The following is a 14112-nucleotide window of genomic DNA, read 5'->3' on the forward strand; positions in this document are numbered from 1 at the left end:
CTTATCAATCTATTAAGCCGTTAAAGCGAGTTTAGCACCAAATAATAAGAATACAGCACCAATGCAACTATTCGATAATGATGCTAATCGTTTGTTATGCTTAACCTTATTAGTAATAGCAACGCCACCAAAAATAAGTACAGATAAGTAAAGCATACTACATATTTCTAATATTACACCTAATACAAAAAAGGGAACCCCTGCATTTTCATATTTAGGATCAATAAATTGAATAAAAAATGACACATAAAAGATGATCATTTTTGGATTTAACAAACTTAAGAAAAGCGCTTTGATATATAAGCCGTTTTTCGCTTTTACAACCTCTACTGCAACCTGTTCCGGCTGCTCTTTTTTCTTATGGAATGTCGCATAGAGTGTTTTTAAACCTAAATAGGTTAAATAAAGTGCACCGGCATACTTGATCACAATAAAGAAAACGGGTGAAGTCATTGACTAATGAAGCAACCCCCAAAAATGCCAAAAAGATTAATAATGCATCACCCGTAAAAACACCAAGAGCGGCTTTATACCCCCCTTTCACGCCATGCTTCGCACTCGAAGTTAGGACGAAAATTGAATTTGGACCTGGTACTAGTGTAATAAAAATAACGCCTAAAAGGTATGTCCAAATATTTGAAATACCAATACTTTCTAACATATGACGCCTTTTTTAAAAAAATAATATGCTGTATATGTGGGCTATCATATCGATATTATTTTTTTTGTAAAACAATAAACTTATATTTAAAGATAAATAAGTAAATTAAACTGGTTTTAGAGCTTAAATATAGTCTAATGATTCATTTTTTCATTTATGTTTGGATTATATGACTGGTTTGAATGCGGGTAATAGTATGGTGCTGAAATTGCTTTTTTTATATAGATAAAATTCTTAATAAAGCATTTTAATAAGAATTATTGACTGGTTTTTTGGTTATTTATGGGGAGAACAACCTATTGTATCGTTAATGTTATAGTCCATTTATCTCTTTGTGATGAGAATCACTGTTATAAGCCATTTTTTATATAGAAATAACCATATATCTTTATGAAAAATAATTATTTTTTATAAATTTTGCATTTTTTAGCACATAAAGTGAGTATAATATTCACAAGGATTTACCAAAGTGATTATTCTTTAGTAGATCTATCCCTATTGTAGATTACCGATAACGTAATCTTACACATATTACATTGAAATTAGTGATATACATCACCCTGAGCAAATGCTAAGCCACTAAGATGACTTTTTATGGTAACTTTAGTGATACCGGAAAACGTATGATAAAAAGGCTATAATTGCTCAGCAACGACTACTAAAGATGGAACATCGATTATAGCCCGATGCCCTATTTGCTAAAAGATTTACATGTAGCAACAGACACATTGGTGACACTGTCACTTTTATTAGGTGAGTAAGTTGAACCAAATTAATCTACACAAGCGGATCCTCTGTTAGCCTCTTATCGCTTATCATGATTTATCTAGAGAACCATTATGGATGCACAACTGTATAAAGAGTTTAAAATTATAGAAAAAGCGTTTTGGTCAGAGATATGTGAAAACAATATTCGTATTGGTGATCATACCCACTGCTTTATGACACCGATGGACGCGCCTATTTTTAATTTTATCTATCTTCGTCAAGGCGCTAGCGAAAATACTTTCCAACAAGCAAGTACGCTGTTCTCCTCGCAAAAAAAAGGTCACATGCTGGTTCTGCCGGAATCTCTGTTGCCTGAATTTGAAGAGATAATAAAAAAAGCAGGTTATACGGGTGACGGTATGACAACCGCTATGTATCTCTCATTGTCTGATGCGACTTATCCCCCCTATAAAAATAACCCGTGCGATATTATTTTAACTAACCATGATCTTAAACAGTGGGCGCAACCATTGAAAACCGCCTTTCCTGTTGGTGACGATACGATAACTAATGAATATATTCGTTATCACCAAAAAGCGTTAGATAATGGTGCGACGATCCTTCATTATGCATTATTAGTTGCAGGGCAGCCTGTATCATCATTAACGCTGACATTACATGATAAACTAGCAAGATTTGACGATATTGGGACGGATATTGCCTATCAAGGCAATGGTTATGCCACACATTTAATTACTCACGTATTAGAGTTTTGTCGAGAGCAAGGTGTCGAGCGTTGTTTCTTAGATGCGTCAGCGGATGGTCTAGCGCTATACCGTAAATTTGGTTTTAAGCCACTTTTTAACTATTTAAGCTTTATTAACGAATAACCGCCTACATTAAGAAGGCTCAATCAAGTTATTGAACCTTCTTTTCAACCTTTAAAAGGCCTACGACAAAGCAAATGCTAACGCTATGTTATCTATGTTAAAATAACACCATTAAGCCATTACTTTCCCTCCAAACAGTGGCGATTAATTTTACCTTGCTAATAACTACTTTCTATATAGCTATCATAGCTATCGTCAATTTCCTCGTATTTATTATTTGATTTACTAGCTAAAACTACACTATTGATCTAGAGTTAGACATAATGTATAAGTTGTTATACATTTAATCTAACCAGAGTGAAATAGGAAAATACTATGAGTTCACATCTTGTGATGCAAAATATTGAAGCTCTTTCATCGCCAGGGGGGCACTACTCTCATGTTGTTACAGCCAATAATATGTCCTTTATTTCAGGCCTATTACCTTTAGATAAAAACGGCGTGCCATTAACGGATAAACCTATTGAATTTCAAATTAATCAAGTGCTTGAAAATTTAAACGCTTGCCTTATAGGAATAAAAGCACAAAAAACCGATATTGCCCAAGTTAAGATGTATATTACAGACATTAACGAATGGCCTGTTGTCAATGAGTTATATGCAAAATGGATTGGTAAACATAAACCGGCCAGATTAGTCGCGGGTGTAAAAGAGCTTCATTTTGGCAGTAAAATTGAAATTGAAGCCATGGTGATCAAGGAGCAAACTTTATGAATAAATTAGCGCTTCCTACTTACCCAGATGTGGTTGAAGCACATCAACGTATTTTGCCATATCTTAATAAAACACCTATCTTAACCTCTCGCACTATTAATGAGTTAACGGGTGCTCAATTCTATTTTAAATGCGAAAACTTTCAGCGCATAGGCGCTTTTAAATTTCGCGGAGCAATGAATGCATTATCACAATTTACGGGCGAACAACGCAAAAATGGTGTGATAACTTTTTCATCAGGTAATCATGCTCAAGCTATTGCTCTATCGGCAAAATTATTAGGTATTCCAGCTACAATTATCATGCCTGAAGATGCCCCCACAGCTAAAATGCAAGCAACAAAAGGTTATGGTGGCAGAGTCATTCTATATAACCGTTATACACAAGATCGCGAAGAGATAGGACAAAAGCTTGCTCAAGAAGAAGGATTAACTTTAATACCACCTTACGATCATCCTCACGTTATTGCCGGTCAAGGTACTGCAGCTAAAGAGTTATTCGAGGAAGTTGGTGAGTTAGATATGCTGTTTGTTCCCTTAGGGGGAGGTGGTTTACTTTCAGGTTCATTATTATCAACCAAAGCCCTTTCGCCACATTGTAGAATTTTTGGTGTTGAGCCTTTAGCGGGAAATGACGGACAACAATCATTACGCAAAGGTGAGATAATTTATATTGATACGCCAAAAACTATTGCAGATGGCGCACAAACTCAGCATTTAGGCGATTATACTTTTGAGATCATTCGCAACAACGTAGACGATATTTTAACAGCAACAGATGAAGAACTAATTTCTGCTATGCAATTTTATGCTCAGAGAATGAAAATCATTGTAGAGCCTACAGGCTGTTTAAGTTTAGCTGCAGCTCGTCAATTTGGTGATAAGTTAAAAGGCAAAAAAATTGGCATTATTATCAGTGGTGGCAATGTCGATATTATGCAATATGGTCATTTTTTATCACAAAAATAATTGAATAAATAGATGTTATTTATTATAAAAAAGCAGTATAGCTTGTTTTTTATACTGCTTAATATAATAAAGATATTTTGAAGCTGAGTCTCTGTTAATTAATTGAAAAAGCGATCCCCGCTTCTTTGCATAATTGCGTTAGATCTTCTTTCAATTGTTGGTTTTCTTCAGGTAATAAATCAAGTTGAGGTAAACGCATATGACCACCATTTAAGCCACGCATAGTTAATGCTGACTTAAATATCGCCATGTTCGCGCCTGATTTCAAAGCATCACTAAATTTCACACAAAATTGTTGCCAGTGCTTCGCTTCTTGATAATTACCCGTAATATAGGCTTGATACATATTCACAAATGGCTCAGGGAAAACACAGGCACATCCTGAAACTGTGCCATCACAGCCTGCATCTAATAAACCAAGGAATAATTTATCGTAGCCATGAAGTACTGAAAAATTATCTGTAACCGCTAAATAGCCAAGTGTCGTATTGTTATCGGCAAAACTGTATTTTATACCAATCACATTTTTGCATTGTTGCTGAATTTTAGCCGCTAATTCAGGCTTGATATTATTAGCCGCACATTGTGGAATGTTATAAAGATAGATTGGGAAATTCTCTGGTACGCTATTGGCGATAGTCACAAAATAGTGCTCTAATTCTCTGTCTGTGGCAGCAAAAAATTGTGGCGTCACTACACCAATACCATCGGCACCAATTTCTACAGCATGTTTGGCGAGTTCAATGGTTTCTGTTACCGTCATTGCGCCAACATGAATAAAAACAGGTAAACGTTTATTTGCCGTCTCTACTACGGTTTGTGCCACACTTTTACGCTCTGATGCAGATAAACGCAACATTTCTCCGGTCGTGCCACAAGGATAAAGACAATCAACACCTTTAGTGATCAACATATTAGTTAATGCAGACAACGCGTTGATGTCCACATGATCATTTGAATCAAACGGAGTAACCATCGCCACTGTAACGCCAAATAATTTTTTCATGTAAGAGCCTTTTATTTATTCAATCAAATTGCTTCAACAATAACGTTAATCGCTAACATTCCGGGATCGTCTAATCCTATCGATTTTTCTGGGAACATACGGGCACGTCCCAATAAATTAGGCTTAGGGCGAAATTCATTTAGCGTATTATTAATACTTTTTAAAGCAGTGGGTTTTAGTTCAGTCAGAGATGAGATTGACGCTAGATCTTCAGATAAATGATAAAGAATATCTAATACTGACTTTTGCCCTAATTCCCCTTTTCCTCTCGCCATCATGCTTTGGTATGCGACCGTCAATAGTGGGGAAATATCAGTAAGCGCTATTTCTTGCAGGTGGTTTTCTTTGCAATATTTGGCTATTGCCATAAAAGCCGTTGCTTGCAAAGTACCAAAAGAAGACGCACAGGCTTTTTGTAATGATTTGCTGCATTGAAAAAGCGCTTTACTTAAATCGTCAGGCCAATCTTGGGCATCGTTAGCAATTTGTCGCCATCCTTTTTGCATGGTTACCCCTAAATCACCGTCACCAAGTTGGCTATCTGCTTCACATAGTCTATTTTGAGACTGTTCACAGGCAATCGCGATACGTTGTACAGCAAGTTTTATATTATCGAGTGTAATATTAGTCATCATCACACTCTCCAAAATGCACAGTGAGCAGGTGCATTCAATAAAGCTTCAAGCTCATCATCAAGTTTACAAAAAGTTAAGCTAGCACCGGTCATTTCCATTGATGTTGCATAACGTCCGACTAATGGATGAATGATAGTCGCCCCTGTATTATCAATAAGTTGAACAACTTTATTATATAAAATATAGAGTTCTTCTAAAGGCGTTGCACCTAACGAGTTGACTAGTACTGAGACTTTATCACCCTTTTTTAGTGATAATTCGGTTTGTAAACGTTGAAACATTTCTTCAGCAATATCATCTGCACTACGTAATTTATCGCGCCAAATTCCTGGTTCACCGTGGATCCCCATTCCCATTTCCATTTCATCGTCAGCTATTTCAAAAGTAGGATGTCCAACAGCGGGTAAGGTGCAAGATGTTAAGGCACAGCCTATTGTTCGCGTGTTTTCCATGGTTTTTTGAGCAATGCGGGTCACCTCATCAAGAGATGCCCCTTCTTGAGCTTTGGCCCCTGCTATTTTAAAACCATAAATCATTCCAGCCACACCACGACGTTTATGCGCTTCTTCTGGTGTTGCAGAAGCAATATCATCTGTCGCTAACACCGTTGTACATCGAATATTATCTTCAAAATCTACCGTTTCAGAGGCCATATCAAAATTCATAATATCGCCACCATAATTACCATAGAGCAGTAATACCCCCTGCCCATTATCCGCAGCGCGTATCGCATCAGCCATTAGATCTGCTGACGGTGAGGCAAATACATCACCGACTGCGGCGGCATCTAATAAACCTTCACCTACATATCCGGTGAAAACGGGAAGGTGCCCTGATCCTCCGCCAGTAACAATTCCCACTTTAGCTTTATCTGAGCTGTTAGCTCGCGTAATTAAACGTGGTTGTGGTTGACGATAAATATCATTATGTGCAAGGCATAAGCCAGCTAATGTTTCATCAACATAATTTTCTGGTTTATTTAATATCTTTTTCATAAAAACACCCGATATTTTTATTTATCTACGGATATTGCCCTCTTAAATTAAAAATTAATTATTTAAGAAGCATTTTCCCTGGTATTGGATAGAATATGTGTATATTTTTGAAAATAATAAATAGCTTATTAGTTATTTGGTTTTAAATGCGCTCCTAATTTGCATAGCGACAATTAATAGGAAAACACTGGCTAATACAATTGAAATAGGTCTATTAACAAAATTAATTAGCTCTCCGTCCGATTTCATCAACGAAGAAAGTAAATTCTTCTCTAGCATCGGTCCTAAAATCATCCCTAATATAATCGGTGAGATTGGAAAGTTACGCTGTTGAAGAAAATAGCCGATAACTCCCATCACCATCATAACCACAATGGATGACATCGTATTAGTAATAGCAAATGAACCGACAATACTAAATAAAATAATTGCTGGATAAAGAATTGCATTATCAATAGCAACAATTTTCTTTAAAAAATTAACAACAATAAAAGCTATAGGTAATAAGATTAAATTCGCAATAAAGAAAATGATAAAAACGGCGTACAGTTTATCTGGATTAAATAAAAAGAGAGTTGGTCCAGGTTGCATATCTTTCATATACAATACACCAATGATAATAGCTGCCGCAGAATCACCGGGAATACCAAAAACCAATGAAGGTATCCAACTTCCTGCTAAACTAGCATTATTACTTGCTGATGCATCAACAATACCTTCTTCTGAGCCTTGCCCATACTTTTGCGGTTTTTTTGATAATTTTTTAGATACTGCATAAGAGATCCACGCAGCGATATCGGCACCAGCACCGGGTAAAGCACCTATCAATGTACCAATAATACCACTACGGAAAATGCCCCCTTTACGTTGGCAAACAACCTTTCCCACCCCTTTAAAAATATTATATGAGCTATTATCTGTATTAACTGCTAATTTAATTTGCTTTTCTTTCCAGCGATCGACGTAATATTTAATCGCACCAGAGATAGCAAATAGCCCTATCATGGCGGGAATAAAACTGACACCTTGCATTAAAGAGACTTCACCAAAGGTAAAACGGGCTTGTCCTGTAAATTCATCGTAGCCAATAGTGGCTAAAGCAATACCGAAAAACAGTGCTAGCAAACTTTTTCTAATTTGAGCGCCAGAAACAATAGTGGCGCAGCTTAATCCAATTAAAGTAAGCCACATATATTCGTAAGAGCTAAATTTAAGTGCAAACTCAGCTAACAACGGAGCGGTTGACGCTAAAATAATTGTGCCGATCACCCCACCAATAACGGAGCTTGTTAATGACATCCCTAATACACGATTAGTTTTACCTTCTTTAACCAATGTATGGGCATCGTTAGTATAAGCTGCAGAGGCGGGTGTTCCGGGAATATTTAATAATGCCCCTGGAATATCGCCGGCAAATATCGAGGATGCACCTACGGAGATCATCAGTGCTAATGCAGGAATTGGATCAAGAAAGAAAGTAAAAGGCACCATTAAAGCAATTGCCATGGTTGATGTTAACCCCGGAATTGCTCCAACAAATAAACCAAATAAGCAAGCGCCTATGACAACAAGTATTGTCGTGTAATCAATATAAGCTAATGCGCTAATAAATATATCCATACTGTTTTTCTCTATTTATTAAAATAATTGAGGTAGCGGTACTAACAGTACAGCAGTAAATAAATAGTAAACGCCTAATACAATTCCAGCAGAAATAATAAAACTAAATATCGGTTTTACTTTTGCGTATTTCATCATTAATGGTGCAATAACAATAAATCCCGTAACAATAAAACCAAGGTATTCAGCAAAAAACACATAAAATAGAATGATACCAATAATTAATAACACAAATTTTATTTCATGCCATGTCACCAAAGGTGTATCCATTTGCTGCTTTTTTGCAAAAATATCTAATAATGAAAAAACAATCATTCCTCCACCAATTAGTGAAGGCATAAAAGCCGCACCATATTCACTAAAATCACCTAATGAATAGGCGCTATAAATAATAAGAAATAATCCAAATAGGCAAAATATAAATGATAATATATGACGATTTAGCATAGGCATAAAAACGGCTATTATCAGCCGTTTCCTCAGTTATTTTTTTATAATTTCGCCAAACTTTTTATCTTCATTGGCCATAAATTGTGTCGCATCATCACCATACAATTCAATGACTTCAAATCCTTGTTTATTAGCAAACTCTGCTAATTCACCTGAAGCATAAACTTTCTTCATTGCTGCGGTAAGCTTATCTTGTGCTTCTTTATCAAGTCCTTTAGGGGCAACTAACATATTCCATGCTTGTAAATCCCAATCATAACCTGTTGCTTCTTTAAAGAGAGGAACATCAGGATAAAATGCCGATTTTTCATTAGACATAATGGCCATATGTTTGACTAATCCGGCTTTGACCATACTGTCAGCCTCACCTAATGAAGACGTTACAATATCAACGCCCCCTGAAGCTAACTCTTGTAATGCCGCACTGGCTCCTTGGGAAGGAATAAAGCGGATTGCGTTATCAGGTAAACCTGCTGCACGTAACATACCAATATTATTAAGATGCCAGATAGAGTTTAATCCACTCCCTGACGCTTTTAATTTCCCTGGGTTGGCTTTGGCATAATCAATAATTTCTTGTGCATTATTAAAAGGCGATGATTTTGCAACTTGTAATCCACCGTAGATTACCGCTAAACGTGTGATCGGGGTATAATCTTGATAGGTTAAATTAGTCATCCCCTGATGATGCATCATCGCAATTTCAACCGTGGCAATACCTAATGTGTAACCATCTGGCTTGGCATTTTTAATAGCATCATGTCCAACAACGCCACTTCCTCCGGTCTTATTAACGACATTAACCGTCACACCTAATTCTTCTTGTAATCCTTTTGCTGCTAAACGAGCAACGGTATCGGTATTGCCACCAGCAGCCCAAGGAACAATAATCGTAATAGGTTTTTCAGGCCATTGTGCAAAAGCAGGAACAGTAAAAACAGAACTGCATAGGGTCAGAGCTAAGAGAGTTTTTTTCATTATATGCACCTTTTCTCATTGCAGATTACTTGTGGTCGAATATCTTCAATTCTTAATTTAAGACGGGCTTGTACTTGTGATAGTGAAGGCATTGAAGTCACCCCTTTTTGTTCTATAAATGCAGACAAGAAAGCACTAGCAAATAAAACACTTTCTGGCATTGTGCCTCCTGCGGCTATTTTTGAGGCAAATGCACCATTAAAAGCATCTGTTGCTGCCATCGTATCAACACGTAGAGAAGGTAGTGGCGGAATATGAAAAGTATTCCTCCCATCAAAATACACCACGCCTAATTCATCTATGTAGATAATCACTTTTTTCTTTTCGTTACCGGCAATAATCTCTACGGCTTGCTTGGCATCATTAATCGTATTAATTTCAATACCTGACCAATCTGAAGCTTGGTAAGCGTTTAACGTAATAAAATCTACATATAAATAAAGTTGTTTTAAATCATCGCTATACGGAGCGACATTAAGTATGACGGTTTTATTAATAGAATGAGCAAAAGAAGCGGCTTTCACATTAGCATCAATATTAATTTCCCCTTGTAGTAATAACACGTCAGCTTCACTAATATAAGGCAGTGATATATCGACCTCTTGCAGGGTAAAAGTGTTATTTGCGCCTAAATAGGTAGCCGTAATATTATTTTGGGTTTTATCTGCTAAATAGCTAATTGAGCTACCTGTTGGCTCTATTTCTGTTTGAAAAATAGTAAATGAATCAATACCACTCTCTTGCAAATATTTATAAGCGTACTTACTAAAATGATCTTCACCGACTTTGGTAATTAAATGTACTTTTGCATCAGAAAAACTGGCAGAAATGGCTTGATTCGTCCCTTTTCCACCCGGACCTATTGAGTTTCCTTTTGAATTTACCAATTCCCCTACACGAGGAAATGCATCAACATTAGCAATAATGTCCACCACAAAAGAGCCTAATACACACACTTTACCTTCTGGTGTTTTCTTTTTATGTTCTTTGACGATCAATAAATCGTGTAGTAAACATGAGATATCAAAACTATCACTAAATTTACTGATCTTTTTTATTTCTTGTTTCCCTAGTATGGCGCCACCATGACAACGTTTGATCAACCCTTCATTTTCGAGGTATTTCAAATCACTGCGGATCGTTTCTAATGTGACGTTGAATCTTTCCGCTAGCTGAGCCACTTTAACTTTTTTCTGTTCCCTAATAATGCTATAGATTTCCTGTCGTCTTTCTTCTGAAAACATATAAAGTGCCTCCGTATCATTAATACGAGAATAAGGATATCCAGCCGATGATTTTGCGATAACATTCAAAACAAAAAACCAAAAACGGAAGCAAAACCAAATCCGAACAACTTAGATCACATTTTTTTAACAGTAATTCAATTGTGATAGCTGGAAAATGAGAGATGAAACGAATCTTTATCTGATGAGCAGTTTGTTAAGCGTAAGAAAAATCAGTCTATTATAAGTGCATTGATTTTCAATGTTCTATTTTAGAACCAGCTGATTTTGTAAATACCATGTTAAATGAAGGTTTATTTGTTTTATTACATAAGAGATTATTGATACGCAGTTCAAGCTACCCGACATTTTTTAATGTTTACTCGATATCAAATGACACTTGTTAAATAACAATAATAAAAAAAACACAGATGTAATCATTGATAAAAATAATGAGTTAATGATTCTGTATATTACACATTATAAATTGGACTTTATTAGGCTATTTTAGTTATTTAGTTTATTTTTTCTTATTAATCGATATGTATTAAATTATATACCAATGTTAATCAATTGATTAATTTTAAATAATACATAGGGTTAAGAAAACAGCGACAACTGATAACCTTCGTAATAAATCATCTTTCTTTGATGTAAAGCAACTACCACTTTTTATAAGTAAGTAATATCCACATTAACAGTTGGGTTTTATTATCTTACGTTAGCATGCTTATTTATTAACAAAAATGATAACAATAATTTCTATATAAGCTCTTTATTTTTCTTCTTAAAAATATAATTAAGTGAGTAATGTATGAAAAACATCAAAGAGATGGCGTTACTTTCCACCCCCCTATCTCGCCGACGCTTTGTCAAAGTGGGAGCTGCTGGTGGATTAGTTGCAACGGCGGGTGGATTATCTCTCCCCTTTAGCCAAGCCATGGCTTCGGAGCAAACAGCGCCGACATCTACCAATAAAGAAAAAGTCGTCTGGAGTGCATGTACCGTCAATTGCGGTAGTCGTTGTCCATTGCGTATGCATGTCGTTGATGGCGAAATTAAGTACGTTGAAACAGACAATACCGGCAATGACGTTTACGACGAGTTCCATCAAGTACGAGCTTGCTTACGTGGTCGCTCTATGCGTCGACGTGTTTATAATCCAGATCGCTTACGTTATCCCATGAAACGCGTAGGTAAACGTGGTGAAGGTAAATTTGAACGTATCTCTTGGGATGAAGCCTTTGATACTATTTCCGACACCATGAAACGCTTGATAAAAGACTATGGCAATGAATCTATTTATCTAAATTACGGTACAGGTACCCTCGGTGGCACCATGACAAAATCTTGGCCACCAGGAGCAACCCTTATTGCCCGTTTAATGAATTGCTGTGGTGGTTATCTCAACCATTATGGCGATTATAGTACTGCGCAGATCGCTGCAGGCTTAAATTACACCTACGGGGGATGGGCTGACGGCAATAGTCCTTCAGACATCGAAAATACTAAATTGGTTGTTATGTTTGGTAATAATCCCGGCGAAACACGTATGAGTGGCGGTGGTGTAACTTATTATGTTGAGCAAGCTCGTGAAAAATCAGATGCTCGCATGATAATTATTGATCCTCGCTATACTGATACGGGTGCAGGTCGTGAGGATGAGTGGATCCCCATTCGTCCAGGTACTGATGCAGCCTTAGTTAATGCGTTAGCTTATGTCATGATCAAAGAAGATTTAGTCGATAAACCCTTCTTAGATAAATACTGCGTAGGTTACGACGAAACCACGATGCCAGAAGGGGCACCTAAAAACGCCCACTATAAAGCCTATATTTTAGGTGATGGCGCAGATGGTCAACCCAAAACCCCAGAATGGGCAGCACAAATTACCGGCATTCCCGCGGCACGTATTGTTAAATTAGCCCGTGAAATCGCCGGTGCTAAGCCGGCTTATATTACTCAAGGTTGGGGCCCACAACGCCGTTCAAATGGCGAATTAGCCTCTCGCGCTATTGCAATGCTCGCTATCTTAACAGGTAATGTGGGAATAAATGGGGGCAATACCGGTGCCCGTGAAGGCTCTTACAGCATTCCTTTTGTCCGTATGCCAACCTTAACTAACCCTGTCACGACCAGTATTTCTATGTTTATGTGGACAGATGCCATTTTACGTGGCCCTGAAATGACCGCAACACGTGATGGCGTGCGAGGTAAAGATAAACTGGATGTACCTATTAAAATGGTCTGGAACTATGCAGGGAACTGCTTAGTTAACCAACATTCAGAAATAAACCGTACTCATGAAATCCTACAAGATGATAAAAAATGCGAAATGATTGTGGTTATCGATAATCATATGACCGCATCGGCAAAATATGCAGATATCTTACTGCCAGATTGCACGGCATCAGAGCAAATGGATTTCTGTATGGATGCTTCTGCGGGGAATATGGCTTACGTGATTTTCGCTGACCAAGCGATTAAGCCACGTTTTGAAAGTCGCAATATCTATGAGATGACCAGCGAAATTGCTAAACGTATGGGGGTGGGTGAGAAATTTACCGAAAATCGTACCCAAGAAGAGTGGTTACGCCATCTTTATGAGCAATCTCGTCAAAATTTACCAGAACTGCCTACCTTTGAAGAATTTCGGGCACAAGGTATCTTTAAAAAACGTGATCCACAAGGCCATCATGTGGCTTACCGTGAATTTCGCGCTGATCCACTCAACAATCCACTGACAACGCCGTCAGGAAAAATTGAAATTTATTCTTCGCAATTAGCAGAAATTAAAGCGACATGGGAATTAGCGGCAGACGATGTGATTGATCCACTGCCAATCTACTCCGCAGGTTTTGAAAGCTATGGCGACCCTGCTATGGATAAATACCCATTACAAATGACGGGTTTTCACTATAAAGCTCGTACCCACTCAACTTATGGCAACGTAGATGTATTAAAAGCGGCTTGTCCACAAGAAATTTGGATAAACCCTGTTGATGCTACAAAACGTGGTATCAAACACGGCGATTTAGTTCGTATTTATAACGATCGCGGTGAAGTACGTATCAAGGCTAAAGTGACACCACGTATTTTGCCGGGCGTTGTGGGATTAAGTGAAGGGGCTTGGTATAACCCAGACAGTAACCGTATTGATCATGCAGGTTGCATTAACGTGTTAACGACCCAACGCCCTTCACCACTTGCTAAGGGTAATCCTTCTCACAGTAATCTTGTTGAAGTCGTCAAGGCGTAAGGAGT

11 protein-coding genes and 1 pseudogene are annotated in these 14112 nt (G+C 37.3%); 4 read left to right on the forward strand and 8 right to left on the reverse strand.

The features are described 5' to 3' along the window. Window positions 1-12: 12 nt before the first annotated feature. Window positions 13-661 (reverse strand): annotated as a pseudogene (leuE, locus tag ACYUCW_RS01585) (leucine efflux protein LeuE). Window positions 662-1500: 839 nt separating this feature from the next. Here leuE and ACYUCW_RS01590 point away from each other — a divergent pair. The 3 genes from ACYUCW_RS01590 to ACYUCW_RS01600 all read left to right on the forward strand — a co-directional run bounded on the left by ACYUCW_RS01590 (window position 1501) and on the right by ACYUCW_RS01600 (window position 3941). Continuing rightward, window positions 1501-2259 (forward strand): GNAT family N-acetyltransferase, encoded by a 759-nt coding sequence (locus ACYUCW_RS01590; RefSeq protein ID WP_004242909.1) that lies wholly within the window; start codon window positions 1501-1503, stop codon window positions 2257-2259. A gap of 315 nt (window positions 2260-2574) precedes the next feature. Continuing rightward, the gene (locus tag ACYUCW_RS01595; protein ID WP_036905679.1) at window positions 2575-2973 is read left to right on the forward strand and encodes a RidA family protein; all 399 of its coding nucleotides are present in this window, start codon (window positions 2575-2577) and stop codon (window positions 2971-2973) included. Further along, window positions 2970-3941 (forward strand): threo-3-hydroxy-L-aspartate ammonia-lyase, encoded by a 972-nt coding sequence (locus ACYUCW_RS01600; RefSeq protein WP_004242906.1) that lies wholly within the window; start codon window positions 2970-2972, stop codon window positions 3939-3941. The genes ACYUCW_RS01595 and ACYUCW_RS01600 overlap by 4 nt, the downstream gene beginning before the upstream one ends. 94 nt (window positions 3942-4035) lie before the next feature. On the opposite strand, the gene ACYUCW_RS01605 is transcribed toward ACYUCW_RS01600, so the two are convergent. From ACYUCW_RS01605 to ACYUCW_RS01635, 7 genes are all read right to left on the reverse strand, one after another. Further along, window positions 4036-4947, reverse strand: coding sequence for a dihydrodipicolinate synthase family protein (locus ACYUCW_RS01605; RefSeq protein ID WP_004242905.1), 912 nt, complete (start codon window positions 4945-4947; stop codon window positions 4036-4038). A gap of 23 nt (window positions 4948-4970) precedes the next feature. Next, the gene (locus ACYUCW_RS01610) at window positions 4971-5582 is read right to left on the reverse strand and encodes a dihydroxyacetone kinase subunit L (protein WP_460408136.1); all 612 of its coding nucleotides are present in this window, start codon (window positions 5580-5582) and stop codon (window positions 4971-4973) included. Beyond that, window positions 5582-6577, reverse strand: coding sequence for a dihydroxyacetone kinase subunit DhaK (locus ACYUCW_RS01615; RefSeq protein ID WP_049203325.1), 996 nt, complete (start codon window positions 6575-6577; stop codon window positions 5582-5584). The genes ACYUCW_RS01610 and ACYUCW_RS01615 overlap by 1 nt, the downstream gene beginning before the upstream one ends. A gap of 132 nt (window positions 6578-6709) precedes the next feature. Next, window positions 6710-8197: a tripartite tricarboxylate transporter permease gene (locus ACYUCW_RS01620; RefSeq protein ID WP_004248045.1), complete on the reverse strand. Its 1488-nt coding sequence runs from the start codon at window positions 8195-8197 to the stop codon at window positions 6710-6712. A gap of 18 nt (window positions 8198-8215) precedes the next feature. Continuing rightward, the gene (locus tag ACYUCW_RS01625) at window positions 8216-8650 is read right to left on the reverse strand and encodes a tripartite tricarboxylate transporter TctB family protein (RefSeq protein ID WP_012367913.1); all 435 of its coding nucleotides are present in this window, start codon (window positions 8648-8650) and stop codon (window positions 8216-8218) included. A 30-nt stretch (window positions 8651-8680) separates the two neighbouring features. Next, window positions 8681-9625: a tripartite tricarboxylate transporter substrate binding protein gene (locus ACYUCW_RS01630; RefSeq protein WP_004242895.1), complete on the reverse strand. Its 945-nt coding sequence runs from the start codon at window positions 9623-9625 to the stop codon at window positions 8681-8683. Next, window positions 9625-10938 (reverse strand): PfkB family carbohydrate kinase, encoded by a 1314-nt coding sequence (locus ACYUCW_RS01635; RefSeq protein WP_020945636.1) that lies wholly within the window; start codon window positions 10936-10938, stop codon window positions 9625-9627. The genes ACYUCW_RS01630 and ACYUCW_RS01635 overlap by 1 nt, the downstream gene beginning before the upstream one ends. Before the next feature lie 724 nt (window positions 10939-11662). Here ACYUCW_RS01635 and dmsA point away from each other — a divergent pair. After that, the gene (dmsA, locus tag ACYUCW_RS01640; RefSeq protein WP_049205838.1) at window positions 11663-14107 is read left to right on the forward strand and encodes a dimethylsulfoxide reductase subunit A; all 2445 of its coding nucleotides are present in this window, start codon (window positions 11663-11665) and stop codon (window positions 14105-14107) included. Window positions 14108-14112 lie beyond the last annotated feature (5 nt).

The sequence above is a fragment of the Proteus sp. MB838 genome (assembly GCF_054767435.1).

Excerpts from the sequence above, each read along its gene's own strand:
- ACYUCW_RS01620 (WP_004248045.1), bottom strand. The coding sequence starts at position 8,197 with ATGGATATATTTATTAGCGCATTAGCTTATATTGATTACACGACAATA.
- ACYUCW_RS01590 (WP_004242909.1), top strand. The coding sequence starts at position 1,501 with ATGGATGCACAACTGTATAAAGAGTTTAAAATTATAGAAAAAGCGTTT.
- ACYUCW_RS01595 (WP_036905679.1), top strand. The coding sequence starts at position 2,575 with ATGAGTTCACATCTTGTGATGCAAAATATTGAAGCTCTTTCATCGCCA.
- ACYUCW_RS01625 (WP_012367913.1), bottom strand. The coding sequence starts at position 8,650 with ATGCCTATGCTAAATCGTCATATATTATCATTTATATTTTGCCTATTT.
- ACYUCW_RS01600 (WP_004242906.1), top strand. The coding sequence starts at position 2,970 with ATGAATAAATTAGCGCTTCCTACTTACCCAGATGTGGTTGAAGCACAT.
- dmsA (WP_049205838.1), top strand. The coding sequence starts at position 11,663 with ATGAAAAACATCAAAGAGATGGCGTTACTTTCCACCCCCCTATCTCGC.
- ACYUCW_RS01615 (WP_049203325.1), bottom strand. The coding sequence starts at position 6,577 with ATGAAAAAGATATTAAATAAACCAGAAAATTATGTTGATGAAACATTA.
- ACYUCW_RS01630 (WP_004242895.1), bottom strand. The coding sequence starts at position 9,625 with ATGAAAAAAACTCTCTTAGCTCTGACCCTATGCAGTTCTGTTTTTACT.
- ACYUCW_RS01605 (WP_004242905.1), bottom strand. The coding sequence starts at position 4,947 with ATGAAAAAATTATTTGGCGTTACAGTGGCGATGGTTACTCCGTTTGAT.
- ACYUCW_RS01610 (WP_460408136.1), bottom strand. The coding sequence starts at position 5,582 with ATGATGACTAATATTACACTCGATAATATAAAACTTGCTGTACAACGT.